Annotated in this window: 26 protein-coding genes; 16 read left to right on the top strand and 10 right to left on the bottom strand. The window is 49.3% G+C overall.

What is annotated here, in order from left to right; all coding sequences use genetic code 11:
• Nucleotides 1-25: 25 nt before the first annotated feature.
• A complete protein-coding gene (locus tag AC56AD_RS05480) occupies nt 26-2,176 on the bottom strand; it encodes a cation:proton antiporter (protein ID WP_012507874.1) in 2,151 nt (716 codons plus the stop codon).
• A gap of 150 nt (nt 2,177-2,326) precedes the next feature.
• On the opposite strand from AC56AD_RS05480, the gene AC56AD_RS05475 reads away from it, so the two are divergent.
• Genes AC56AD_RS05475 through AC56AD_RS05435 form a run of 9 tightly spaced genes read left to right on the top strand, consistent with a single transcriptional unit; the run spans nt 2,327 to nt 8,797 of the window.
• On the top strand, nt 2,327-2,650 hold the full coding sequence (locus AC56AD_RS05475; protein ID WP_012507873.1) for a DMT family transporter: 324 nt from the start codon (nt 2,327-2,329) through the stop codon (nt 2,648-2,650).
• A gap of 3 nt (nt 2,651-2,653) precedes the next feature.
• A complete protein-coding gene (gene proB / locus AC56AD_RS05470) occupies nt 2,654-3,742 on the top strand; it encodes a glutamate 5-kinase (protein WP_012507872.1) in 1,089 nt (362 codons plus the stop codon).
• A gap of 12 nt (nt 3,743-3,754) precedes the next feature.
• Nucleotides 3,755-5,011 carry a glutamate-5-semialdehyde dehydrogenase gene (locus tag AC56AD_RS05465; protein WP_012507871.1) on the top strand — a complete coding sequence of 419 codons (1,257 nt, stop codon included), beginning with the start codon at nt 3,755-3,757 and terminating at the stop codon, nt 5,009-5,011.
• Nucleotides 5,012-5,014: 3 nt separating this feature from the next.
• A complete protein-coding gene (locus AC56AD_RS05460) occupies nt 5,015-5,707 on the top strand; it encodes an ABC transporter ATP-binding protein (RefSeq protein ID WP_012507870.1) in 693 nt (230 codons plus the stop codon).
• A 24-nt stretch (nt 5,708-5,731) separates the two neighbouring features.
• On the top strand, nt 5,732-5,992 hold the full coding sequence (locus tag AC56AD_RS05455; protein ID WP_012507869.1) for a DUF4160 domain-containing protein: 261 nt from the start codon (nt 5,732-5,734) through the stop codon (nt 5,990-5,992).
• 1 nt (nt 5,993) lies between these two features.
• A complete protein-coding gene (locus AC56AD_RS05450) occupies nt 5,994-6,245 on the top strand; it encodes a DUF2442 domain-containing protein (RefSeq protein ID WP_012507868.1) in 252 nt (83 codons plus the stop codon).
• Between the two features lie 21 nt (nt 6,246-6,266).
• Nucleotides 6,267-6,524 carry an antitoxin gene (locus AC56AD_RS05445; protein ID WP_012507867.1) on the top strand — a complete coding sequence of 86 codons (258 nt, stop codon included), beginning with the start codon at nt 6,267-6,269 and terminating at the stop codon, nt 6,522-6,524.
• 31 nt (nt 6,525-6,555) lie between these two features.
• Nucleotides 6,556-7,464: an alpha/beta fold hydrolase gene (locus AC56AD_RS05440; protein WP_012507866.1), complete on the top strand. Its 909-nt coding sequence runs from the start codon at nt 6,556-6,558 to the stop codon at nt 7,462-7,464.
• Nucleotides 7,465-7,483: 19 nt separating this feature from the next.
• Nucleotides 7,484-8,797, top strand: coding sequence for an MFS transporter (locus AC56AD_RS05435; protein ID WP_012507865.1), 1,314 nt, complete (start codon nt 7,484-7,486; stop codon nt 8,795-8,797).
• A 92-nt stretch (nt 8,798-8,889) separates the two neighbouring features.
• On the opposite strand, the gene AC56AD_RS05430 is transcribed toward AC56AD_RS05435, so the two are convergent.
• On the bottom strand, nt 8,890-10,005 hold the full coding sequence (locus AC56AD_RS05430; RefSeq protein ID WP_041526446.1) for a DegT/DnrJ/EryC1/StrS family aminotransferase: 1,116 nt from the start codon (nt 10,003-10,005) through the stop codon (nt 8,890-8,892).
• Between the two features lie 296 nt (nt 10,006-10,301).
• Here AC56AD_RS05430 and mpl point away from each other — a divergent pair, with 296 nt between their 5' ends.
• The 4 genes from mpl to AC56AD_RS05410 all read left to right on the top strand — a co-directional run bounded on the left by mpl (nt 10,302) and on the right by AC56AD_RS05410 (nt 14,932).
• Nucleotides 10,302-11,735 carry a UDP-N-acetylmuramate:L-alanyl-gamma-D-glutamyl-meso-diaminopimelate ligase gene (gene mpl, locus AC56AD_RS05425; protein WP_041526445.1) on the top strand — a complete coding sequence of 478 codons (1,434 nt, stop codon included), beginning with the start codon at nt 10,302-10,304 and terminating at the stop codon, nt 11,733-11,735.
• 112 nt (nt 11,736-11,847) lie between these two features.
• Nucleotides 11,848-12,852, top strand: coding sequence for a type I glyceraldehyde-3-phosphate dehydrogenase (gene gap, locus AC56AD_RS05420; protein ID WP_012507862.1), 1,005 nt, complete (start codon nt 11,848-11,850; stop codon nt 12,850-12,852).
• Nucleotides 12,853-12,982: 130 nt separating this feature from the next.
• Complete coding sequence (locus tag AC56AD_RS05415; RefSeq protein WP_012507861.1) at nt 12,983-13,459, top strand: flavodoxin family protein; 477 nt, start codon at nt 12,983-12,985, stop codon at nt 13,457-13,459.
• Between the two features lie 243 nt (nt 13,460-13,702).
• Nucleotides 13,703-14,932 (top strand): NAD(P)-dependent malic enzyme, encoded by a 1,230-nt coding sequence (locus tag AC56AD_RS05410; RefSeq protein WP_012507860.1) that lies wholly within the window; start codon nt 13,703-13,705, stop codon nt 14,930-14,932.
• An 89-nt stretch (nt 14,933-15,021) separates the two neighbouring features.
• Here AC56AD_RS05410 and dnaJ read toward each other — a convergent pair whose 3' ends face one another.
• The 4 genes from dnaJ to prmC form a co-directional block, all read right to left on the bottom strand.
• Nucleotides 15,022-16,206, bottom strand: coding sequence for a molecular chaperone DnaJ (gene dnaJ, locus AC56AD_RS05405; protein WP_012507859.1), 1,185 nt, complete (start codon nt 16,204-16,206; stop codon nt 15,022-15,024).
• Nucleotides 16,207-16,263: 57 nt separating this feature from the next.
• On the bottom strand, nt 16,264-16,887 hold the full coding sequence (locus AC56AD_RS05400) for a nucleotide exchange factor GrpE (RefSeq protein WP_012507858.1): 624 nt from the start codon (nt 16,885-16,887) through the stop codon (nt 16,264-16,266).
• 17 nt (nt 16,888-16,904) lie between these two features.
• On the bottom strand, nt 16,905-17,957 hold the full coding sequence (gene hrcA, locus AC56AD_RS05395; RefSeq protein ID WP_012507857.1) for a heat-inducible transcriptional repressor HrcA: 1,053 nt from the start codon (nt 17,955-17,957) through the stop codon (nt 16,905-16,907).
• Nucleotides 17,958-18,120: 163 nt separating this feature from the next.
• Nucleotides 18,121-19,020, bottom strand: a complete 900-nt coding sequence (gene prmC / locus AC56AD_RS05390) for a peptide chain release factor N(5)-glutamine methyltransferase (protein WP_012507856.1) — start codon at nt 19,018-19,020, stop codon at nt 18,121-18,123.
• Nucleotides 19,021-19,212: 192 nt separating this feature from the next.
• On the opposite strand from prmC, the gene AC56AD_RS05385 reads away from it, so the two are divergent.
• A complete protein-coding gene (locus AC56AD_RS05385) occupies nt 19,213-19,950 on the top strand; it encodes a DUF4412 domain-containing protein (protein ID WP_012507855.1) in 738 nt (245 codons plus the stop codon).
• Between the two features lie 57 nt (nt 19,951-20,007).
• Nucleotides 20,008-21,453, top strand: coding sequence for a proline--tRNA ligase (gene proS / locus AC56AD_RS05380; protein ID WP_273278621.1), 1,446 nt, complete (start codon nt 20,008-20,010; stop codon nt 21,451-21,453).
• A gap of 164 nt (nt 21,454-21,617) precedes the next feature.
• Here proS and AC56AD_RS05375 read toward each other — a convergent pair whose 3' ends face one another.
• Nucleotides 21,618-22,208 carry a peroxiredoxin gene (locus AC56AD_RS05375; protein WP_012507853.1) on the bottom strand — a complete coding sequence of 197 codons (591 nt, stop codon included), beginning with the start codon at nt 22,206-22,208 and terminating at the stop codon, nt 21,618-21,620.
• Nucleotides 22,209-22,293: 85 nt separating this feature from the next.
• Here AC56AD_RS05375 and AC56AD_RS05370 point away from each other — a divergent pair, with 85 nt between their 5' ends.
• On the top strand, nt 22,294-22,485 hold the full coding sequence (locus tag AC56AD_RS05370; RefSeq protein WP_150085602.1) for a hypothetical protein: 192 nt from the start codon (nt 22,294-22,296) through the stop codon (nt 22,483-22,485).
• Between the two features lie 78 nt (nt 22,486-22,563).
• On the opposite strand, the gene AC56AD_RS05365 is transcribed toward AC56AD_RS05370, so the two are convergent.
• The 3 genes from AC56AD_RS05365 to AC56AD_RS05355 form a co-directional block, all read right to left on the bottom strand.
• Entirely contained in the window at nt 22,564-22,869 is a 306-nt protein-coding gene (locus AC56AD_RS05365; protein WP_012507852.1) for a hypothetical protein, read from the bottom strand.
• Nucleotides 22,870-23,515: 646 nt separating this feature from the next.
• Nucleotides 23,516-24,319, bottom strand: coding sequence for a formylglycine-generating enzyme family protein (locus tag AC56AD_RS05360; RefSeq protein WP_012507851.1), 804 nt, complete (start codon nt 24,317-24,319; stop codon nt 23,516-23,518).
• A gap of 38 nt (nt 24,320-24,357) precedes the next feature.
• Entirely contained in the window at nt 24,358-25,617 is a 1,260-nt protein-coding gene (locus tag AC56AD_RS05355) for a serine/threonine protein kinase (RefSeq protein WP_012507850.1), read from the bottom strand.
• Nucleotides 25,618-25,638: the final 21 nt, after the last annotated feature.

The following is a 25,638-nucleotide window of genomic DNA, read 5'->3' as shown; positions in this document are numbered from 1 at the left end:
ACGTCCCCCACTTTTTAGAGTGGGATCATCGACGGATTTTTTTGTAGATCTTGTTCAGGATTTTTTCAAAATTAATGACTGATTTTTGGCGCGTCCGGACGGGAATGTCATCACAGGTATCTTCTGGAATGCCGCTCTGAACGGGATAAATGAGGATAAAGCTGTTTTTCTGGAAATACCTGTTGAGATAGAGCGGTATCTTTGCCATCCTGGCGTGATAGGAGATGTTGTTCTTCCGGCTCATGACGATAATAAGGTTATCGTCTTTTTTTATCTCATTTGAGAGCACAAGAAAATCAGCCCACTCCTTGAACATCTTGTACTCGGCATGAACAATGCTCTCTCTATAAGCCTCCTTCAGATAAGCAATAGTCTGACGGGATGCATAGATGACCATCCTGCTGCCGGTGTTTTTTATGATATTGATGACGCTCTGCATCCACAATACAAAACCAACCTCATTTTCTGCTCCTACAGGAATTACGATAATGGTTCGTTTGATGGTGGCAAGGGGCTGAACCGATCTGTAGATAAAAGTGGTGACATTACAGCGTCGGAGAATGCTTTCCGGTGAACTGCCAAAAAAGCTGTCCATGAGGCTCTGCTTATGATGAAGGCCTATAATCAGTTCGTTAATTTTCTGTTCTCTGATAACGCCAGCAATACCATTGAGTATATCGCTGTCATAACGAAGCAAACCCGTCAGCTTGTTATCAGTGGATGATGCGGCAACTGCAGCCTTTTCAAGAATTTTTCCCGCACGTTTTTCCTGCGTCTCATCGGGCATGCTGTTATCGGCGACATGCATGGCATAGATACCCTTGCGGTTTTTGACAGATGTTACGGTTACGCTGAGATTGACCAACTCATCAACCGTGCTGATGTCGTTCATATAAATCAGTATACGCTCATCAGCGGCAAGCACTCCGGGTTCTGGAACATCATCTGCCGCTTCGGCAAGGGCAATGTTCTGCGCCCCTTTCTCCCCAACTATGGTTGCCAGCGTGCAGGTTAGCAGAATAAAGAGAATCGTGCCGTTGAGCACGCTTTCATCGAGCAGTCTGACAGGAGCGCCAGTAATGCTATAGCCAATGATAATATTGTAACCAATCAGGACGGTTGCCAGTGCGAGTGCGGCATGTGCGCTGATCAGTCCAAAAATGAGTCTGCGCTGGTCAAGGGAAAAGCCGAAGAGTTTTTGGGTAATCCAGGCTGAAAGATATTTGGCCACCGTAGCAGCAATGGTGATGACCACAGCAACTTCAATGGTTTCATAACCCTTGAAGAAAGCCTGAATATTGATCAGCATACCAACCCCGATCAGAAAAAAAGGAATAAAGATGGCATTGCCGACAAACTTGATGCGGTTCATGAGCGGTGATGTCCGCGGGATGAGGCGGTTCAGGGCAAGACCTCCAAGAAATGCCCCGATAATAGCCTCAACACCTGCGGCCTCGGCAAGAAAGGCGCTGAAAAAGACCATCGCCAAAACAAAGAGGTACTGTTGCACGCTGTCGTCAAAACGCTTGAAAAACCATCGGGCTATAACGGGAAAGAGCAGGATGACAACCAGACTGAAGAGCGTTATACCGATAAGAAGTCGTATCCAGAATGCGGCAGTCAACTCCCCTTCCGAGAGTCCGACAACAACTGCAAGCACCAGAAGAGCAAGAGTGTCGGTGATAAGTGTGCCACCGATTGCTACATTGACCGCCTTGTTTTTGGCTATGCCAAGCTTGCTGACAACCGGGTAAACAATGAGCGTATGAGAGGCAAAGATACTGCCGATAAGGATGGATGAAAGCAGGGAAAAATGGAGAATATAGAGCGCTACAACAATACCGAGTACAATGGAGATAAGGAAAGTATAAAGTCCAAACAGGATACTTTTGCTGCTGTTTTTGCGAAAATCGGCAACATCTATCTCAAGGCCTGCAAGAAACATGATGTAGAGCAGACCCACCGTACCAAAGAGGATGATACTGCTGTCACGAAGCATCAGATTCAATCCATGAGGGCCAATGAGCGCTCCGGCAAGGATAAGAGTGATCAGGCTTGGAATTTTCAGCCGGCTGAGAAGAAAGGGAGCAAACAGGATGATAAGGAGCAGCAGCGAAAACTGTAATACCGGATTTTTCAAGGGCAGTGATATATCTATCAGGCTCATCAACACCATCGTTTACAATCCAGAAGTTAATCACGGGCCCGTCGGCACTTTTTTGTGAAATATGCATATCTTTTCAGTTGAACACAAACCGGCCGCATCTCTCTTTGGCCTCAACTTCAACAACCCGGCCTCCTGTAACCTTTTTCCTGCAAGAAAACAATGCACTGGATCTATCTGATTATGGCGATTTTGTTTGAAGTATCCGGCACCACCTGCATGAAAATATCTGACGGATTCAGTAAACTTGCACCAACGCTTTTTATCTTTATTTTTTACGGGCTGAGTTTTACCTTTCTTTCGCTGGCGCTCAAGGTACTTCCCATCGCCCTGACCTATGCAATCTGGTCAGGAATTGGAACGGCAGCAATTACCGTTATCGGAGTCATCTGGTTCGGTGAAGGTATAAACGCCATTAAACTCGCATCCCTGCTGCTGATTATTATCGGCGTTGCAGGGTTGCATTTCAGTCAAGAGGTTCACTAACGCATGAAACAGTTGATCAATCCTCTCTATAAAAAAATAGTCGTCAAAGTCGGCACCAACGTCATTACCACAAAAAAAGGCGAACTTGACCTTGAAATTCTCCAGCAGCTTACCACCCAGATTGCGGAACTGCAAAAACAGGGAATTCAGATCATTCTCGTCTCGTCGGGAGCTGTCGGCGCCGGACGCTCGGTGGTCAAACTCTCCGGAACCATCGCGCCGGTTGCGGCCCGCCAGGTACTTTCCTCTACAGGCCAGATCAAACTGATCAGCAGCTACAACGAGCTCTTTGCAAAGCACGGGCTGATCACCGCCCAGATTCTGGTCACCAAGAGCGATTTCAGCGACCGCCTGCACTATCTCAACATGCAGACCTGCTTCAGCTCCCTTCTGCAGCAAAACATAATCCCCGTTGTCAATGAGAACGATGCCGTGTCAGTGACCGAATTGATGTTTACCGACAATGATGAGCTCTCCGGCCTCATTGCATCCATGATGGATGTTGAGGGCTACATCATTCTCTCGCATGTTGATGGCCTTTTTGACATGAAATCAGGCAATGGCACCATCATCCCCATCATTGATCCCTCGACCAAACATTTCCACCAGTATATCAATCCGGGAAAATCAGAATTCGGCAGAGGAGGGATGTTGACCAAGTGCCATATCGCGCAGAAACTCTCCCGTCTCGGCATCACCGTCCATATTGCCAACGGACGCACTCCCGGTATTCTCCTCTCGCTTCTTGAGGGAGAACAGACCGGCACAAAATTTCTGCCGCAAAAGGCAACCCACGGCCCGAAACGGTGGATTGCAAACAGCGAAGGGATGGAAAAGGGAGCGGTCACCGTCAACATGGGCGCTGAAATGGCCCTGGTGGCCGGAGATCGAGCCAACAGCCTGCTGCCGGTCGGTATTGAATCGGTTGAAGGGCGTTTCCTGAAAGGCGACATCATCAAGGTCTGTGCGACGGACGGAACCATCATCGGCTACGGTATGGCGCAATACAGCTCGGAAAAAACAGTTGCAATCATGGGTCTGCAGGATCAGAAACCCCTGATTCATTACGATTACCTCTATATCACCACCTGAATTCTGCCCGACATGAAAGAAACGATAACGAAACAACTCATAGCCGTCCAGCAGGCAAGCAGGGAGATCATCACCCTCACCGACGAAACCATCAACAGCCTGCTCTGCGCCCTTGCCGACAGCATACCATCTCACCAGGAGGCCATTCTCCAGGCAAACCAGAAAGATATCGAACGAATGGATCCGGCTGACCCCATGGTTGACCGGCTGCTGCTGAATGCATCGCGTCTTGATGCCATTGCTGCCGACATCCGTAATGTCGCTTCACTCCCTTCTCCGCTTGATGCACTGCTTGAAGAGCGGGTGCTGCCGAACGGCCTCAACCTGAAAAAAGTGACCGTACCAATAGGCGTGATCGGCATCATCTACGAAGCAAGGCCAAACGTCACCTTCGACGTCTTTGCGCTCTGCCTGAAATCGGGCAATGCAACCGTCCTGAAAGGAGGAAGTGATGCCATGTACTCCAATATTGCCATTGTCGAACTGATCCACTCCGTCCTGAAGCAGCATGGCATCAATCCTGATACCCTCTACCTGCTGCCCGCAGAACGGGAAGCCGCCGCCGTCATGCTCAACGCAGTCGGCTATATCGACATGATTATTCCACGCGGAAGCCAGAAGCTGATCGACTTTGTCCGTAACAACGCAAAGGTTCCGGTCATCGAAACCGGCGCAGGCATTGTGCACACCTATTTCGACAAAAGCGGCGATCTTGACCTCGGCAAGCATATCATCTTCAACGCCAAAACCCGTCGCCCCAGCGTCTGCAACGCCCTTGATACTCTCGTGATCCACCAGGAGCGTCTCGCCGACCTCCCTGCTCTGGTAGAACCGCTTCAGGAAAAACAGGTGATGCTCTTTGCTGATGAGGCCGCCTTTCAGGCACTGCAGGGCTCCTATCCTGACGACCTGCTCCATCAGGCTGAACCGGAACATTTCGGCACCGAATTCCTTTCTCTGAAAATGTCGGTAAAAACGGTTTCCTCCCTTGAAGAAGCGCTGGAGCATATCACCCGCTACAGCTCACGCCACAGCGAAGCCATCATCGCGACTGACCCCGAGACAACGGCAACCTTCCTCAAACGGGTCGATGCCGCCGTGGTCTATGCCAACACCTCAACCGCCTTCACCGACGGCGCACAGTTCGGACTTGGCGCCGAGATCGGCATCAGTACACAGAAGCTCCATGCCAGAGGCCCGATGGCGCTGAAAGAGCTGACAACATATAAATGGATTATTGAAGGAAACGGCCAAACCAGACCAGCATAAATAATGCTTGAAGCAAAAAATATCAGCAAGTCCTACACCCTTCCGGGGAAAAAGAGCATCGAGATCCTCCGCAAAGTCAATCTCACGCTTGGCGAAGGTGAGATGGTGACCGTCATCGGTGCCTCAGGAAGCGGCAAAACAACCTTGCTCAACCTGCTCGGCACCCTCGACACACCCGACAGCGGCGAAATCCTCTTTGACAAGGAAGTTTTGTTCCGGGATAAAAAATACACGCTCTCACAAAAAGCGTTGGCAACGTTCCGGAACCGGAAAATCGGCTTCGTCTTCCAGTTCCACCACCTCCTTTCCGACTTCACCGCCCTCGAAAATGTGGCGATGCCCGAATTCATCGCCACCGGCAAACTGCCGCCCGCAAAAAAAAGGGCCGGAGAGCTGCTTGCAAGCCTTGGCCTCTCGGAGCGGTTCGACCACCTCCCCTCTGAACTCTCCGGTGGTGAACAGCAGCGCGTCGCCATTGCCCGCGCCCTGATGAACAACCCGAAACTGATACTGGCCGACGAACCAAGCGGCAACCTCGACAACCAGAACAGCCGCATTCTCTACGAACTCATGGCCCGCCTGAGCAAGGAGCGCCAAACCTCCTTCGTCATCGTCACCCACAACGAAGAGTACGCCGCCCTCGCCGACCGCTGCCTGCGCATGGCAGATGGGCAGTTGCATCCCTGCGGGGGGTGAAGCGAAAAAACCTGAGACAAAAACATGGATTCAAAAATGCCTGAAATAGCCAGATTTTACGGAATAGTCATTAAATTGTTTTTTGGTGATCACCCACCACCACATTTTCATGCCGTCTATGGAGAACATATTGGATTGTTCAACATCGATACCATGGAAATGATTGAAGGTGATTTACCCGGCAGAGCACGAAAGCTGGTCAATGAATGGGCAACAATGTATCAATCTGAGTTAAAAGAGATGTGGAATAAGCAAGAATTTCACAATCTCCCACCGCTGGATTAGTATGATGAATCATCCAAAAATCATAAGTGCCACAGCAATTGACGATTATTCACTTCTCGTTGAATTTGATAATCATCAGAAGAAAACCTATGACATTAAACCTTTGCTTGAGAAAGAGATGTTTGCTCCCTTAAAAAACGCAGCACTGTTCAGTGCAGTGAAGGTGGATGTGGGTGGTTACGCAGTTATTTGGCAGAAAGATATTGATATTAGCGAGCATGAATTATGGGTTCATGGCGAGACAGCACTGTAAATGGTCGGTTAAGGAGAGAGTATGGATACTGCACGCATTTTGCCATCCGGGCAGAGCCAGGCTATCCGATTGCCCAAGGAGTACCGGTTTAAGGGCACCGATGTTCTTATCAAACATTTCGGTAATGGAGTTTTACTGTTGCCGATTGATAAGTCATGGGCAATGCTTGACACTGCTCTGGAGGAGTTTGAGCCAGGGTTTCAATTGCAGCGAGAGGAGCCTGAAGAGCAGATTCGCGAGGAGATACCAATATCTGCATCTACATCATCAAACCATTGAAAATTGGGCCGCATTATAAACCGCTGCAACCATGCCTGAAAGAGCAACACTGATCGCCAAGGGAACGTACGCTACGAACGGGAAACAAACCTCTCCTGAGAAGCGCTTTATTGAGGTTAACGGCTTTAAGGTTCATTACCGGATGGCTGGCAGCGGAAAGCCGCTCGTGGTACTGCTGCATGGCAGTTTTCTGAGTCTCCGCTCATGGCGCCTCGTATTTGATGAACTGGCGAAAACAACAACGGTCCTGGCCTTCGACCGTCCTGCTTTTGGTTATACCTCACGCCCTCTGCCCTCAAAGGCCACAGGGGTCAGTTACACTCCTGAAGCCCAGAGTGACCTCGTTATCGCACTGATAAAAAAACTTGGTTTCAGCAAAGCGGTGCTGGTTGGCAATTCAACGGGGGGCACCCTGGCGCTTTTGACAGCACTCCGCCATCCGCAGCATGTTGAGGGAGTGGTGCTTGCCGGCGCCATGATTTACAGCGGCTATGCCACCAGTGAAGTTCCTGCCTTCATGAAGCCTGTCATGAAAGCCATGACACCGGTTTTTTCTCGTCTGATGAAATTCCTCATCACCAGACTCTACGACCGTAATATTCGCGGCTTCTGGCACAACAAGGAGCGGTTGGGCGACGCTGTTCTTGCCGAGTTTCGCAGTGACCTGATGCATGGCAACTGGTCGAGAGCCTTTTGGGAGCTTTTTTTGGAAACACATCATCTCCAGTTGGAGAAGCGGCTGAAAACCATGTCGCTGCCATCACTCGTCATTACGGGTGAACACGACTTGACCGTCAAAACAGAGGAGAGCATCCGGCTTGCCCGTGAACTTCCCTGTGCTGAGCTGGTAGTTGTACCCGATTGCGGGCATCTGCCACACGAGGAACAGCCTGAAGCCTTTCTTGTGGCCGTCAGGAAATTTTTGAAAAGAGTCGTTTAGAAAACTCAATAACCTCTGCATGAACGAACCATCAACCCTCCATAAAATGGGGCCGATTACTCTGGCGCCGTCGGTGCTGCCCCGCCACGCTCTGACCTATCTCTATGCGGCTTTCTTTTCTATCGGGCTGGTCACCTTTGTCTCGATCGGTCAGGCTTATATCCTCAACGAGCATCTGAAAATTCCCACTTCGCAGCAGGGAACCATCAGCGGCAATCTGGTTTTCTGGACGGAAGTTGTCACGCTGCTCTTTTTTGTGCCTGCCGGGGTTCTGATGGATCGTATCGGGCGAAAACCGGTCTACAGCGCCGGTTTTTTTCTGCTTGCAGTGGCTTATGCGCTCTATCCGCTTTCACGATCCGTTTTTGATTTAACTCTCTACAGGATGATTTATGCACTCGGTATTGTTGCGGTGACCGGTGCGCTCTCGACGGTGATGATCGACTATCCTGCTGAACGGTCGCGGGGAAAACTGATTGCCATAACCGGATTTCTTAATGGTCTTGGTATTGTGGTGCTGAACAGCTTTTTCGGCGGCTTGCCGATGCAGCTTGTTGCGAAGGGGTTCAGCGGCAGTGATGCCGGGCTCTATACGCATCTTGCCATTGCCGGAGTTGCGCTGGTTTCGGCAGTGGTTGTTGCCTTTGGTCTGAAGGGCGGCACGGAGGTGAGCAAAAAGGATCGTCCTGCTCTTCGCTCTCTTGTTACCAGCGGCATCCGGTGTGCCAAAAATCCGCGCATCCTTCTCTCTTACGCTGCCGCCTTTGTTGCGAGGGGTGATCAATCCATTATCGGCACCTTTCTGCCTTTGTGGGGAACGACTGCTGGAATAGCCATGGGTATGGCGCCTGCCGAAGCGGTCAAAAAGGGAATGATGATTTTTATTATCTCACAGGCTGCGGCACTGCTCTGGGCGCCGGTTATCGGTCCACTTATCGACCGATGGAACCGGGTTACTGCACTGACAATCTGCATGGGACTGGCAAGCATCGGCTATCTTTCGCTGGGGCTGATCAGCAATCCGCATGAACCTGCTTCAATTGTCAATTTCGTGCTCCTCGGCATAGGGCAAATCAGCGCCTTTCTCGGTTCGCAGTCTCTCATCGGACAGGAGGCGCCAAAGGCAGAGCGGGGGTCGGTTATCGGTATGTTCAATATCAGCGGCGCCGTGGGAATCCTTATCATCACGACACTCGGAGGACGATTGTTTGACTCCATGAGCCCGAAGGCACCGTTTATTGTTGTCGGTGCCATCAACTCTCTGGTCATGGTTGCGGGTATCTACGTCCGTATCAAGTTTCCGGGCACAGTACACCTGAACGAACAGCACTGAATCCCGAAAGTGCCATTAACAGGCTGCTATTGTCTGCCGTCCACCCTTCTCCGAATGACTCTATGCGATGTTGCAGAGGGCCAACCGATAGATCAGGCCGACAGAAGCAGGGAACAGATACGCTCAACATCCTCTTCCTTGAGATAAGGGTGCATCGGGAGCGAAAAAATTCGGCTGCTCAGCTCTTCCGAAACGGGATAATCTCCGGCTTTATAGCCGAGAAAATCGTAGGCTTTCTGGAGATGGAGGGGAATCTTGTAATAGATCATCGTTGGAATTCCTTCCTGCTGCAAGGCCTGCATGAGCTGATCCCGCTCAGCAGATGAGGCGGCAAGCAGAGAGTATTGCGCCCATGCAGAGCGGTAGTGTGCTGGAATATGAGGAACGATAAACCGGCCCTGCAGCCTCTCGCTGTAGAGATCGGCTATGCGCTGGCGAGCTTCAAGTTCGTCATCAAAGATGGTGAGCTTTTCGAGCAGCACTGCCGCCTGGATTGAATCAAGCCGTCCGTTGATACCGATACGGTCGTTGCTGTATTTGTCGATACCGCTGCCATGCACCCTGATGGAGCGTAAAAGCGTGTCGAGCTCTTCGTCATCGGTAAAAATCGCCCCCCCATCACCATAGCAGCCAAGTGGCTTGGCCGGAAAAAAAGAGGTTGCTCCAACAAGGCCGAAACTGCCCGCCCTGCGCCCCTTGAAGCTGGCGCCGAAACTTTGGGCAGCATCCTCAAGAATCCAGATTCTGTAAGCATCAGCAACCGCCTGAAGACGATCATAATCCGCTGTCAGACCGAAGAGATCGACGGGGATGAGCGCTTTGGGTTTCAACCCCCGCTGTACAGCATCATCGACAGCATAACCGACAAGATCGGGATCCATGTTGAAGGTGTCGGGCAAGACATCAACAAAGATGGGCGTTGCTCCCGCCAGACTGATCACTTCAGCGGTTGCAACAAAGGTAAAGGGGGTGGTAAGCACGGCATCTCCCGGCCCGACCCCTTTGGCAAGGAGAGGCATGAGCAGGGCGTCGGTTCCTGAGGAGCAAGAGACGCAGTAACGTGAACCAACATAAGAGGCCAGACGTGATTCGAGTTCGGTCACCTCAGGGCCCATGATAAACTGGCCACGATCCAGTATGCCTTCAATGCGATGGAGAAGCGCTGCCCGTATCCGGTCTTTCTGCGAAAGCAGGTCGATAAACTGCATAACTGGTAATGGTTGAGATCTATTAAGACTGTTGGGGTAAAATACAGATTCATTTGATTCTTTTACACCATAAGGGAAATTCTTTCGGAAGAGCTTTTTTTTATGCGCGTAACCACACATTAAAAAAAATTGGTACTCGGTTGGTACAAGAGCGCCAAAGGAGAGTGTGAGAGCCGTGCGGGATGCATGTTTCATAGCTCTCCTCTTGCACGCTATACGATTTTTTATGTATCTATAAGCCAGCTTGCATGTTGCAGATGCAACACAGTAACCAGAAACAGACAATCCAGTCAACGATGAGTTCCTTCTATTTTCTCGGTATCGGAGGTACGGCAATGGCATCCGTTGCCGTCGCACTTTCCCACGCAGGTCATGCCATCAGCGGCTCTGATACGCAGCTCTATCCGCCTATGAGCAGCTATCTTGACGACCATAATATCCGCTATTTCAGCGGTTTTTCCGATTCTAACCTGCAGAGCGCCTCACCGGATTTCGTCATTGTCGGCAATGCGATAAGCCGTGGAAACCCTGAACTCGAATATGCCCTGAACCATCATCTTGAGCTTCTCTCCATGCCGGAGCTGGTTCGACGCCACCTGATCGCCCATAACAGCTCCATTGTGGTGGCGGGCACCCACGGCAAAACAACCACAACCTCTCTTGTCGCCTGGTTGCTTGAACATGGCGGGCTCAAACCGGGATTTCTGGTTGGAGGCATCCCTGAAAACTTTTCTCTTGGCTGCCGGGCTTCAGGGCGCAGTGAAGAGGGCTTTTTTGTGACGGAGGGTGATGAATACGATACCGCCTTTTTCGACAAACGAAGCAAGTTCCTGCTTTACCGCCCCGACATCGCCATCATTAATAATATTGAATTTGATCACGCCGATATTTTCGACTCTCTTGAGGATATCAAACGCAGTTTCAGGCTTTTTGTCAATCTGATCCCCGGTAACGGAACTCTGCTGGTGAATGGTGATGACAAGGTTGCTCTTGAAGTTGCCTCCAGGGCATTTTGCAGGGTTGAGCGGTTTGGTTTGACCAGGGAGTCAGAGTGGAGCGCCTGTAACCTGTCGGCAGACAGCGAGGCATCAACCTTTGACCTTCTCTATCAGGGAACTCTCCTCGGCAGCATCCGCATACCCCTCTTCGGCAACTACAATATCATGAACTCCCTTGCAGCAATTGCTGCAGCAACCCACAGTGGTCTTTCTGTTGAAGCCATCATACGCGCCATGCCTCTCTTTAAGCGCCCGAAACGGCGTATGGAAATTGTCGGCACCTATGCGCATAACATCACACTCGTTGAGGATTTCGCCCATCATCCGACAGCCATCCGGGTAACTCTTGAAGCTCTGGGAGAGCTGTATACCGGAAGACGGATTATTGCCTGTTTTGAACCTCGCTCAAACACTACCACCCGAAACATCTTCCAGCAGGAACTTGCAGAGTGTTTTGGCCCGGCTTCAATTGTTGTCATGGGAATGGTTCATCGGCCTGAACGCTACGGAGCCGAGCAATCACTGAATACCGGACGGCTGAAACAGGAGCTGCAAAATCAGGGAAAGGATGTCTTTCTCGCAGGCGAAAACCCGACCAACTATCCGGCTGATATTGTAGAATTTCTTCACCCGCAACTGAATGAAAATGATGTAGTTGTCCTGCTCAGTAATGGAAGCTTTGGTAACCTGAAAAATCTTTTAACAGAATGTTTAAAAAAAATTCCTGAATAATTCCAGTTGTATATCATATCTTAGGGAGTATTTTTAGCCGCAAAAAAGAACTTTCTGCGGCAATTATTCATCAACAATCAATACTAACGTAGTACAATACCGGAACAACATTATGGCAAAAGTAAAAGTCGGCATTAATGGATTTGGCCGCATCGGGCGTCTGGTTTTTCGCCAGGCACTGAACAACCCGAATTATGAAATTGTTGCAATCAACGACTTGTGTGACCCGAAGACCCTCGCGCACCTTCTCAAGTACGATTCAACCCACAAAAAATTCAATGGCCAGGTAAGTGTTGAGGGCAGCAATCTGGTCGTCAACGGCAAGGTTATCACCATTACCGCTCAGCGTGACCCGGCATCACTTCCCTGGAAAGAGCTTGGCTGTGATCTGGTTGTTGAATCAACCGGCATCTTTACTTCAAGAGAAGGCGCATCAAAGCATCTTGCTGCAGGTGCAAAAAAAGTTATCATTTCAGCTCCGGCAAAAGACAAAATTGACGCCACCATCGTGCTTGGTGTTAATGGCGACTCGATCACCGGCAAAGAGGAGATCGTTTCAAACGCAAGTTGCACAACAAATTGCCTTGCTCCAATGATGAAGGTGCTGCAGGATAATTTCGGCATCGAAAAAGGGTTCATGACCACCGTTCATGCCTACACCAACGACCAGAACATCCTTGATCTTCCGCACTCCGATCTTCGCCGTGCCCGTTCAGCCGCATTGTCCATCATTCCGACCAGCACCGGCGCAGCAAAAGCTATTGGCGAGGTTATTCCTGAGCTCATCGGTCGCCTTGACGGTTTCGCCATGAGAGTACCTGTACCAGACGGCTCCGTCACTGATGTTACCGCCATTCTCCAGAAACCGGCAACAAAAGCAGAGATCAACGCTGCCATGAAAATCGCAGCAGACGGGCCTATGAAGGGATTCATGGAATACTGTGAAGATCCTATCGTTTCACAGGACATCGTCGGCAACCCACACTCCTGTATCTTTGATTCACTGCTCACCATGAGCTCTGGCAATCTGGTAAAGGTAGTCGGCTGGTATGACAACGAACTTGGATACTCAACCAGAGTTACCGATCTTCTTGATATCTACTCGAAATTTGTCTAAAATTGGCTCTTCCTCAGAGGTGATTTAAAAAAAGGCGCTCTTAACTGGAGCGCTTTTTTTTGTACTTTACTCTCTCTTCTCTCTCCAGATAATTACAGTTCTGTGGTCAACGCAACTATCCTTTTTTCTTATGACACACACTGCCGCCACTCCCATGAAAGCCATTATCCTTTTCGACAGCAAAACTGCAGGTGGATCGACCGAACAACTCATTGATTCGATAGGCCGCAAACTTGCTGAAACAGGCGCGTATGTCGAAAAAGCAAAATGCAAAAAAACAGGTGATTACAGCTTCGTCAAAGAGTTTGATGTTGTGATTATGGGCGCCCCGATTTACTATCTGCTGGTATCGTCCGAACTCCTTGGTGCGCTCTTGCAAAGCAACCTGAAAAGTTGCATTCAGGGGAAAAAAATCGCCCTCTTTCTCACCTGCGGAAGTCCTGAACTGATGGCAAACCTCCTCTATCTTCCACAACTGAAACTCAACCTTATCGGCAGCACCATTCTTGCAGAAAAGATCTTTGCTCCCAATCAGCTCTCTGATCAGAGCGTTATCGCCAACTACGTTGAAGAGGTGAACAAGGCCTACAAAAAAAATGGGAACTAACATCATTATCCGGCAAAACTGATTATTACCTATAATTCACTGTCAACACACTCACGGAACCTGATAATGTGTTGACAGTTGGACGGCAAGGGCATAGAAAGGCCATAAAAAAAACTATATTGGGTCGTTTTCTCATTACCTTGTCCGCCTGTATACCTTTCCCGGAAATGGTTTGATACGCTTGTCTGCGTTCACCATCTTACCACCCGGCACGACAAGCTCATTTTTCTATCATCCAAGATCATGACCAGGGAGTCATCGTTAAAACACATGGACTATTCAAAACAATCAATAGAATTACATCTCAAATCGCGCGGCAAAATCGAAATCCGTTCAAAAGTCAGCATAAAAACCAAAGATGACCTTTCTTTGGCTTATACTCCGGGTGTGGCTGCTGTCTGCACTGAGATCAGCCTTGATAAACAGAAATCCTATACCCTGACCAATCGGGCAAACCAGGTTGCGATTGTATCTGATGGTACCGCAATTCTTGGTCTCGGCGACCTCGGGCCGGAAGCCGCCATGCCGGTCATGGAGGGCAAAGCGATCATTTTCAAGGAGTTTGCCGATATTGATGCTATTCCGCTCTGCATCAACTCAACCGACGTTGAAGAGATCATACAATTCTGCAAAATGATTGAGCCCAGTTTTGCGGGCATCAATCTTGAAGATATTTCAGCGCCAAGATGCTTTGAAATTTTTGAGCGTCTCGAAAAAGAGCTCTCAATCCCGGTTTTCCATGATGATCAGGACGGTACTGCAATCGTTACCATGGCGGCTATCATCAATGCCTGCCGTATAACCGGCAAAAAGATTGGAGATCTCACGGTTATCATCAATGGCGCCGGAGCTGCCGGTATTGCCATTGCAAGGCTTCTGATTCATGCGCAGGTCAAAGAGGTTATGCTTGTTGATACCCAGGGCGCACTCTACGAAGGTCGTCCGGGCATGAATTCCATCAAGCAGGGAATCGCGGCAATCAGCAACAAGGCAAAACATCAAGGCGATTTGCAGAGCAGCATGGTCGGCGCTGATGTTTTTGTCGGCGTCTCAATTGGCAACATCGTAACTCCCGCTATGGTTGAGGGAATGAACAGTTCGCCATTTATCTTTGCCATGGCCAATCCGGAACCGGAAATCATGCCTGACCTTGCCTACAAGGCTGGCGCCAGTGTTGTTGGAACAGGCCGCTCGGATCTGCCAAATCAGGTTAATAATGCCCTCGTTTTCCCTGGCCTCTTCAAGGGCTTGTTTTTAAGCGGCATCAAAAAAGTTACCCCTGAAATCAAAATGGCTGTAGCGACCTCAATCGCATACTCCATCGAGCCGACTCGCGACAATTTAATGCCAACCGCCTTCAATAAGGATGTTGTGCGAAATATTGTTGACGTTATCTCAAAAACAGGCCTGGAAGGCAGCCTCGCAGAGGATGAACTGGAGTTGGAATCGCTGGTAAGTGCATTGCTTGACTGAGAAAAGAATGTGATCTACAAAAAAAAGCTACCCTCGCGGGTAGCTTTTTTTTTGCCTTGCAATTCATCCAGGATCACGACCGCCTCATCTTAACTGAAGATATCACGCGCTTTTTCAAAAAAACTTTTCGCATTCCTGTCATTATGGGCTGAGGGTGAAATTCCTGCTGATTTCTGCATCTCTTTCAGCAACTCCCTGTCCTGATGGGAAAGATCTTTCGGAACAAAAACATTGACCTTCACAAACTGGTCTCCCCTGGCCGATCCTCTCAGATGACCGATCCCATGACCCGCTATGCGCAGCATGGTCTCCGGCTGTGTAGCAGGAGGAATGGTCAGTTTGACCGCGCCATCAAGGGTTGGTACCTCAACCTTGGTACCAAGAACAAGATCCGGAAAACTGACGGCCAGCGAATAAATCACATCATCGCCATTGCGAGAGAAAAACTCGTGCGGTATCTCCTCAATCACTACGATCAGGTCTCCGGCGGCTCCACCTCTTGGCCCGGAGTTGCCCTGGCCGCGAAGTGTCAGGTAGTTTCCGTTCTCCACTCCTGAGGGAACAGCAACTTTGACGGTCACCTCACCAAGTTTGATACCTTCACCATAACAGGCGGGGCAACGATCCTTGATAATCCGCCCTTCACCTCCGCATGTCGGACAGGCCGTAACATTGACAAACTGGCCAAACATCGTTTTTGAAACCTGCCGAACCTCCCCGCTGCCATGGCAGGTTGAACAGTTCTCGGTTGCTCCTGTTTTGGAACCACTGCCATTACACTCTTTACAGGTAACCTGTTTTTTGATCTTCAGTGTTTTTTCAACGCCCTTGGCAATCTCTTCAAGGGTTAATTTGAGACGAATTTTCAAATCGGTTCCAGGAATACCGCCTGAGGCACGCCCTCTTCTGCTGCCGCCACCAAAAGCATCTTCAAAGCCAAATGGAGAGCCTCCACCCCTGTTTCTGCCACCACTGAACATGTCATTGAAGGCACTGAAAATATCGTTTAAATCGGCGCCACCACCCGGCTGACCACCGGATGCGGCAGAAGAACCCACCCCTGCATGACCATACTGGTCATAACGGCGGCGTTTGTCATCATTACTCAGCACCTCATAGGCTTCATTCACCTCTTTAAAGTGCTCTTCAGCATCCTTGTTATCTGGATTCTTGTCAGGATGAAACTGCAAGGCCAGCTTTCTGTATGCTTTTTTTATCTCATCCTTGGTAGCCGTCCGGCCTACACCAAGAACCTCGTAATATTCTCTCTTCATAATAAAACCAGCAAATTTTCTTGAATGTCTTGTTCATTGTAACAAAAAGCACCCCGTCTACCGGGCTACGATAACCTTCGCATGTCTGATGACCCGTTCTCCAAGCAGATACCCTGTCTGGTACTCATCAACAATCATATCCGGCTCTGCATCAGGAGAGTCGATCTGTGAAATAGCCTCATGGAAGTTCACATCAAGCATTGTCCCTATTGACGCTATAGCTTTCACCCCTTTTTCATCAAGCCACTTTTCCAGATTTTTCTTCACCATCTCCACACCCTCAATATAGGGACGAGCTTCACTTGATCTCTCCGCACTCAGGGGAGCATGGTCAAGAAGGCGTTTGACATCATCAATAACAGGAAGCAACTCTCTGATAATATTCTCAAGAGCCCTCGAAGAGGCCATCATTGCCTCCCGCTCCTTCTGCTTGCGGAAATTTTCAAAATCTGCAGCCCTGCGCAACAGCTCATCGCGGTACTTTCCAGCCTGCTCTTTCTGCCTTGCAAGCTCAGTTTCAAGCTCGGCTATTCTCGCCTCAGTGCACTCACCCTCCGGGGATGATTGCCCCTGAGACCACTCCACCAGCGGCACTGTATCCTCCTGAACCTCACCTGCCTGCAGGATCTCATCAAGATACTCTTTATGGCTCTCTTGTTCGTCCATTACTTTCTTTGTCATAACCACATTACTTTTTTTTAGTTAACACCTGACAACGTTGTTGAAAGGCTATCGGCCATATAATTGAGAACACGGACAGCGTGTTCATAGTCCATTCTTTTCGGCCCGAGAATCCCAAGTTTTCCAACCATGTTGCCAACATAGTATGGAGCTGAAACAATTGTGAGATCTTCCGCCTGCCGTTCGCAATTCTCCTTGCCAATACTGATGGTAATATCCATACGTGACGGGCCACTGTTTTCAACGAGCTTTGCCATGCTGAACTTGTCTTCGATCATGGTGATAAGCTCACGAACCTTGTCCGGCTGCTTGAACTCGGGCTGATCAACAATATATTCGGTACCGGAAATATAGAGCCGTTCAAAAATGGGCGACTCGTCAAAGAGTGTACCAGCAGAGCGTACAATAAGATTTTTCAGGCCACTGTCACAACTGCATCCGGAAAGACGCCGGGTAATTGATCGGCGGATTTCAGCAAGCGTCAGTCCCGACAACCGCTGATTGAGCATATCAACCACCCCGTCAATGGTCTGGCGGGAGACCTCAAGATCAAGCTCCATGACAATGGTCTTGACAAACAGCGACTGGATAGAAAGAATTACCATCATCCTCGTCGAGCTCAGCAACACCATATCCAGTTTTTCAAAAATGGCATTGGAAAGTGTCGGTGATAAAACAACACTCAACTGCCTTGAAATTGTTCCAAGAACTTTTACCGCCGAAAGAAGAACATCGGAGGAGGTGCCTTTTCGGTCAATGCTGATTTGACCGATATTTTCCTCAATTCTCTTTTTCTCATTGTCATCAAGAGACTGAAAGGTCATAATGAGGTCAACGTAATAACGGTACCCCTTGTCAGTCGGAATTCTACCCGCTGAGGTATGCGGCTGACTGATATAGCCTTCATCTTCAAGTTCAGCCATGACATTGCGTATCGTGGCGTCGGAAAAACCAAGATTGTAATTTCTGGCTATATACCTTGAGCCGACAGGAGCAGCAGTTACAACATAGGCCTGGATAATGATACCAAGAACCTGCCGCTCTCTCAGATTGAGATCACGAAAACCCATCAATGTACACTCTACTGATTACCATTTATCTGGAGCAATAAACAGGTGAATTTAAAAAAACTAATCTTTTCTGCACCCTGTGAATTATCATATATAGGGAAAGCTTTTCAAATATAGTACAGCAACTCTCTTTTCATGAAAAAAAGAGCACAACAACCCTCCTTCAGCCAGAAATTGCTGAAAGAATCCTGTCAAGACCTGAATAATCCTTTGTAACCGTTATTCCACCAAATCCATTCGCCTCGAGGAGTTCCGAAACCACTGCTGCAGCATCGGCATGGAGTTCAAAACAGAGTCTTCCTCCCGGAACGAGGAGCTTCGCTGCCTGCGCTGCAATCGCATGATAACACTCTACTCCTTGAGGCGTGGTCAGTGCAATTTTCGGTTCGTACTGTTTTACCTCCCGCTGAAGCCCCTCCCATTCGCATACCGGAATATAGGGTGGATTGGAAACAATCAGATCATACGAAGTTTCGGGTAACCGGGTCGCAAAAAACTCATCAAAAAAATCCGCATGAATACAGCTTACCTGCGATTCCACACCATGCTTCAAAACGTTTATGCGGGCAACCTCAAGTGCCTCAAGTGAGCAATCGATGGCGCTTACCGTCAATTCAGGAAAGAGCTTTGCAAGGGTCACAGCAATACAGCCACTTCCTGTACCAATATCAAGAATCTTCGCCTTTCGGGAGCCACCGCGACCCGTCATACCAAGAGCATCAAGCACCTGTTCAACAAGCAGCTCAGTTTCAGGACGAGGAATGAGTACCCGTTCATCAACGAAAAACTGCAACCCATAAAAATACTGCTCTCCGGTAAGGTACTGCACCGGACGCCCTTCAATTCTCTGGCGACAGAGTCTCCTGAAGCGATCGAGCTCATCCTGATAGACCGGCCTGTTGTGATGCAGATAAAGTTCCAGGCGGCTTTTGCCAAGAACATGCCCTAAAAGCAGTTCCGCACTGATACGTGGCTCATCAACCTTTTTTGTCACAAAAAACGCCGTTGTTGTCTTGAGCAGTTCAACAACCTCCCACTCTTTCACCTCTTCCATCACACCCATGTTAAACCAAACATTCACAAAGCCCTCAACCCGGAAAAAGAACCGTAAAAGTCATAAAGGTACACCATCCCGATCACTCTTTAAAAAAATCATCTCACCTGGCCATTACAAAGAGTACATTGCAGAGCATCATAAGAAGCGATACCATGCATGACAAAACAGCACAAACGACTCTAACAAATCTGCAACACGATGAAAACAATTTTTATTGCACTCCTCATAGTGCTTTTTGCCGCCCAAGGCACACCCGCCGCCGCAGCATCAAAATTTACCGGAATCATGGAGATGGCGCTTACCATGCCGAACGGTTCCGCCAAAGTCACCTACTCATTCGGGAAATCAGCACAACGCATGGACATGGCCATGCAGATGAACAAAATACCAGAGCAGCTCAAAACAACCGTGATTACCAAAGCCTCCCAGCCAGACCAGGCTTGGATCATCAATCACCAGGCAAAAAAATATAGCCTCGTCAACCTGAAAACCGCCGCCGAAAATGCTATGCTGCTCGATTTCGACAGTAACTATACCCTCACCAGGCTCGGAAAACAATCCATAAAAGGCTATTCCTGTGAACACATCATCCTGACCAGCACCACCGAAAAACTGGAACTCTGGATGACGCGCGACCTGGGTGATTTTTCGACCTTCAGAATCCTTCAGTCACAAAATCCCCGTCTCTCCAACACAGAGCTTTCAAAAAAACTCAACAGTGAAGGCATTGAGGGATTCCCCGTCAAGATCACGCAATATAACGATAATGGAAAATACATGATGGAACTTGTGCAAATCTGGCCAAAAGAGCTCCCTGCTTCCCAATTCGCTGTACCGGCAGGATATCAGAAAGTTGCCGACAACCAGAAGCCTCTCGGAGCGCAGGAGAAAGCACATCTGAAAAACCTTATGGAAAAGATGAAAAAATTTGATTAGCAGATTGTATATTTTTTGACACTATCTTTTTTTTATAACAATCATTGAACCAACAAAGTGGCAGACAAGATAACTTCAAGAAGCGAAGACTATTCCCAGTGGTATATTGACCTTGTGCGCTCGGCAAAACTGGCCGATTATGCCGATGTCAGGGGATGCATGGTCATACGGCCAAATGGCTACGCCATCTGGGAAAAAATGCAGGCCGCCCTCGACAGAATGTTCAAGGAGACGGGCCATGTCAATGCCTACTTCCCGCTCTTTATTCCTGAGAGCTTCATTGCAAAAGAGGCTGAACATATTGAAGGGTTTGCCCCTGAATGCGCCGTTGTCACCCACGGCGGGGGTGAGGAGCTGGCAGAAAAGCTCTATATCCGCCCGACATCGGAGACCATCATCTGGTCATCCTATAAAAAGTGGATTCAGTCTTACCGCGACCTGCCGATTCTGATCAACCAGTGGGCCAACGTTGTGCGCTGGGAGATGAGAACCCGCCTTTTCCTCAGAACCACCGAGTTTCTCTGGCAGGAGGGCCATACCGCCCATGCAAACCCTGAAGAGTCGCAGGAAGAGGTGCTCCGCATGATCAACGTCTACAAAACCTTTGCTGAAGAGTATATGGCCATGCCGGTCATCATGGGCAAGAAAACCGACAACGAAAAATTTGCCGGTGCGGTTGATACCTGGTGCATTGAAGCGATGATGCAGGACAGTAAGGCGCTCCAGGCTGGAACATCCCACAACCTCGGACAGAATTTTGCAAAAGCCTTCGACTGCCAGTTCCAGACCAAAGATGGGGTGCTTGACTATGTCTGGGCAACAAGCTGGGGTGTTTCGACACGATTGATTGGCGCCCTGATCATGGCCCACTCGGATGATCGCGGCCTGGTGCTCCCACCGAAACTTGCCACACGCCAGGTGGTTATCATCCCCATTCTCAGGGGCGACAAGGCCGCCGTCATTGAACGGGCCAATGCCCTTGCTCAAGAACTCAACAAAAACGGTATTCCCTCCTTTGTTGACAGCAGTGAACAGAACTCCCCCGGATGGAAATTTGCTGAATATGAGCTGCAGGGCATTCCAATCCGTATCGAACTCGGGCCACGCGATATCGAGAAGGGTATCTGCATCGCCGCACGACGCGACACACTCGAAAAAACCGAACTGGCGCTCGACGAAACTCTGCCAGATCAAATCAGCGAAATTCTGAACACCATCCAGGAAAGCATGTTCGAGCGTGCACTCCAGTTCCGCACCGAGCACACCTTCGAAGTGCAGAGCTATGAAGAGTTCAAGGTGGCTGTTGAAAAGGGATTTGTCATCGCCCACTGGGACGGCACGGCAGAAACTGAAGCAAAAATCAAGGCTGAGACCAAAGCCACCATCAGGGTACTTCCCGAAGAGGCCGACTATATTGCGCAATACCGCATCGATGAACCCGGCACCTGTATCTACTCAGGAAAACCTGCCGCACGAAAAGTTGTCTTCGCAAAAGCATACTGAGTAAAACGGTTCCCCTGTCCTTTAAAAAAAAACAGGGGAACCAGCTTACTTTCAAGCTGTCAATCAACAACAAAAAAACACTCTTTACTCAATAAACACCCTGTCATACCATAACTTCGGACTCCAAAGAAACAGCCCTGATATCAGCTTCATGAAAACAGTGATCAGGTCTCTTTGAAAAATTCCTTCAATCCCTCTTCGTCTGGTTTCATCGATTTATCACCTTTATTCCAGTTGGCCGGACAGACCTCACCGAACTCTTCGGTAAACTGAAGCGCATCAACAAGCCTGAGCACTTCATCCACATTGCGTCCAAGAGGAAGATTGTTGACCACCTGGTGCTGTACAACACCCTCCTTGTCGATCAGGAAAAGGCCCCTAAGCGCAATTCCCGCGCCTTCAAGCAGCACATCATAATCGGCTGAAACCGTTTTGTTCAGATCAGAAAGCAGCGTATAGGTCACTCCCTCGATACCACCCTGACTTCTCGGGGTACGAATCCATGCATAATGAGAAAACTTGGAATCAACCGAACAGCCGATCAGCTCAACATTCCTGTCACGGAACTCCTGAAGCTTCTCCTGAAAGGCGTGCAGCTCTGTCGGACAGACAAAGGTAAAATCAAGTGGATAAAAGAAGAGCACCACATACTTGCCCTTGTAATCAGAAAGCTTGCACGAATCAACAAACTGCGAACCATTGACAACGGCTGCAACATCAAAATCAGGAGCCTTGCGGCCAACGAGCACACTCATGATATTTCCTTTTTTTATTTAAGGTTACAAGAAAAAAACTATAAACCGGATTAATTTTATCCATTATAAGGCTTTTTCTTATGTTTTGCAACAAAATAACAAGAGTGCCAAAGAGGTGGTTATCGAAGAGGTGTGTGCGACAGGGAATTGGTGGGCAGAACAACGCTCATCTCTCCATCGGCTGGCGGATGATTTATCAGAATTGCCCTCACCATCCACCATCAGGAAATTCATGGCAGGAACATCAAGCTCAATAGCCTCTTTGGCAGATGCGTGATAAAAAATAACACCGCCCCATGTTGAGATCGATGATCGCCATAAATATTCCTGATGTATGGCTTGCGAAAATCAGTTTCTACTCACCCTCACCCACAGGTTCAAGCGATGTTCCCAAAAAACCGCGTCCTTGTGCAAAGTAAACGTTTATGGGTTTCTCATTACGGAGCACATCAAGAACACTTTGAAACATTGTTGAAGGAAGATGCATCTTGATGATACCGCCATCATTCGCATCGGCTTCAAATACCATACCGGGATCATTGAATCGAACCCAGGCCAGGGTCGCCCCGGCCGCATCACTCAACTGAATCTGAGCGCGATTCGTCTGGTAACCTTCCGGGCTACCATAAAAGAGAATACTGTAGCTTGCCACTGTTGCCATGTAATTACCCTCCTTATTTCAGTTAAATTGGGGCAGTCGTTACCTTGTCACTCCCGGCCACTGCCCGAAATGCCGGAACAGACCAACTCGATCCACGAACCTCGGGATATATAAAATCGATAAAAATAATTCAAAAAAAAGATGCGGAAAAAGCATGTTATTTCCAACCAATACACATTGTTAATACATGTGATTTCATTATTTACGCTTCGCCGTTTTCACGCTTTATGTGTATCTTGCGAAAAAATGTGACCGGAAGCAAGCCCCCACTCCTCACCGGCAAAGGGTTGGATTGATCACCGGGTAAAAGCCTGGAAAGGCCGCCCCCGCCACTCAGTGTTCTTTGAAAAAATCATCAACGCTTTTCGCGCTTTGTGTACAAAACAATCGCGATCAAAAGCAATTCCAACGGGCAGGGCAAAAAGTTTTATCGGCATGAGCAGAACGCGATAAACCGGTTTGATAACCCTGCAAGAGATCAGCACTTTCAAAAAAAAATCGGCGGTCCACCTGCGGTGGACGTTTCTGTAGTCGGTTGTGACCGGAACATTTTGGCGTGCGGCGGTTCGTCCCTCACCACCGCTCACCAAAATGTTGGTACTGCCCTCTCGCTCAAAAAACAAAGTCGGAATGAGCTGCCAACTGACTACGGGACGAAAACCGGGCGGAAGCCCACGCCGTTGCTCCGGTAGTCGGGGGTGTTGTCGCTCCGATACGCCGACCGACAGTACTCGGCATCGTCGCTCCAGCCCCCGCCACGAATTACACGGCGCGAACGCGTTGATGGCCCGGTGGGATTGGTAACAACACCTTGCGCTTTACATTCGTCATAATAGGTTTCACTGTACCAATCACTGCACCACTCCCAGACATTACCATGCATATTATACAGCCCCCATCGATTAGGTGCAAAAGTGTTTACCGGAACAATTTTCTGACGGTACACACCTTTCGGATTGCCATTGTAGGGATAATTGCCGTTATAGTTGGCCTGACCGGTCGTCAGGTTTTGTCCTGTATTGAAGGGAGTTCTGCTGCCCGCACGGCAGGCATACTCCCACTCTGCTTCGGTGGGCAAACGACACCTCTTACCCGTTTTTGCCGAGAGCGCTTTGCAGTAGGCCACAGCATCGTTCCAGCTCACATTAACCACAGGATCGTTTGCTTCACCCTGGGTACCTTCGTTCCACTGGTACCCTTTTGCTGCCACAAATTTCCTGAACTCGGCAACCGTTACTTCATATTCGGCGATGTAAAAGTCACTCACTTTTACCTGATGTTGAGTTTCATTGTTTTGATGGCCAACCTCACCTGCCGGGCTCCCCATCGTAAACGTGCCGCCAGGGATCAGCACAAACTCCATTGCTTTCGCTGGCAATGCTCCGCCGAAAAAAATAACCGCCGCAACAAGAAGGGCTGAAACAGGAGAACAGATTCGTTTTGGTTTCATTTTTTGACCCACAAAAAAGTGGTTAAAGGATTCAATGGTTAAAACGTTTGTACGTCAATTCTGGAGGGCTTTGCCGGAACAGGAACAGGTACCGGAGGGGCGACTGCTTTTCTTTTGACCGTCAGAGATGCACGGTTTACCCTTACAGGGTTTCTTTTGGAGAGCAGAAGCGCTGAAAGCGAGTCTTTCTCACGCCGGAGCCCCGCAAGCTCTGCCTGACGCGCCTTTTCCCGGCGCTTTGCTATCCGACCTTCTGCGGCTTGCCGGGCCATCTCCCTTTTTATGGCGGCTGAATCGACAACAACAACGACCGGTGGCACAGGAAAAGCGGCAACTGGCTCCTCAACAGGCACTTCCGGAGGCTTTGGCGCACTACTGAATGCGAAGAGCCCCACGAAAAACAGCAACAACAGTACTGCTCCAGCCATAACCCGTTTGTCGCGCAGCCACTCCCGCCAGTCGGGTTTTGGTGGTCGCTGTGGCCTGAGCGCCCTGATGGCTCGCAGAAATTCTTCGCAGCTCTGGTAACGCTGGTTGCGATCTTTCGCTGTTGCCTTGTCGACAATGGCCTGCATCTCCTTTGAGACATATTCGTAGATGCCCTTCATCCTCGGCAGCGGCTCTTTGACTATTTTGGATTGAATTTCAAAATCCTCCTCCGTTGCTGTATTGTAGGGCGCTTTGCCGGTGAGCATCTGATGGAGCACCACGCCAAGGGAGTAGATATCGGTACGATGGTCGAGCGGCTCCCCCTGCTTGCTTTTGATCTGCTCCGGGCTCATGTAGGCCACGGTTCCGGGGCTGAGGCCTGTGGCCGTTTCGCGGGCAATGTTGGTGTCTTTGGCTATCCCAAAGTCCACAACCTTGACCTGGTTCCCCCTGGTCATGAGGATGTTGGCGGGCTTGATGTCACGATGGATAACGCCGCTACGGTGCACATAGGCAAAGGCTTCAAGCAATTTGCAGAAAAGCTCCTTGCTCTCCTCTTCCGGAATGGGACCGCGGTGGTGGGTGATGTACTCCTCCAGATCCATTCCATCGATATACTGCTGTACCAGCAAGAGTTTATCGGGGTGGTAGTCAATCAAACTGACAATACCGGGATGATCCAGTTTTGCCAACGCTTTGGCCTCACGTTCAAAAAGTGATCGCACATAGGGATCACCGGCAAGATGCGGCAATAACGCCTTAATGGCCACTCGCTGACCAGTCACCGGATCGACACCAAGGTAGACCCGGCTCATCCCGCCCTGGCCAAGTTCACGCTCGATGCGGTATTTGAGTATCTGTTGTTCCATGGTTACACCTGAAAGATCATG

It is taken from the genome of Pelodictyon clathratiforme (assembly GCF_982375515.1).
The sequence above is the reverse complement of the archived record's forward strand: the minus strand, read 5'-3'. Positions and strand labels throughout refer to the sequence as shown.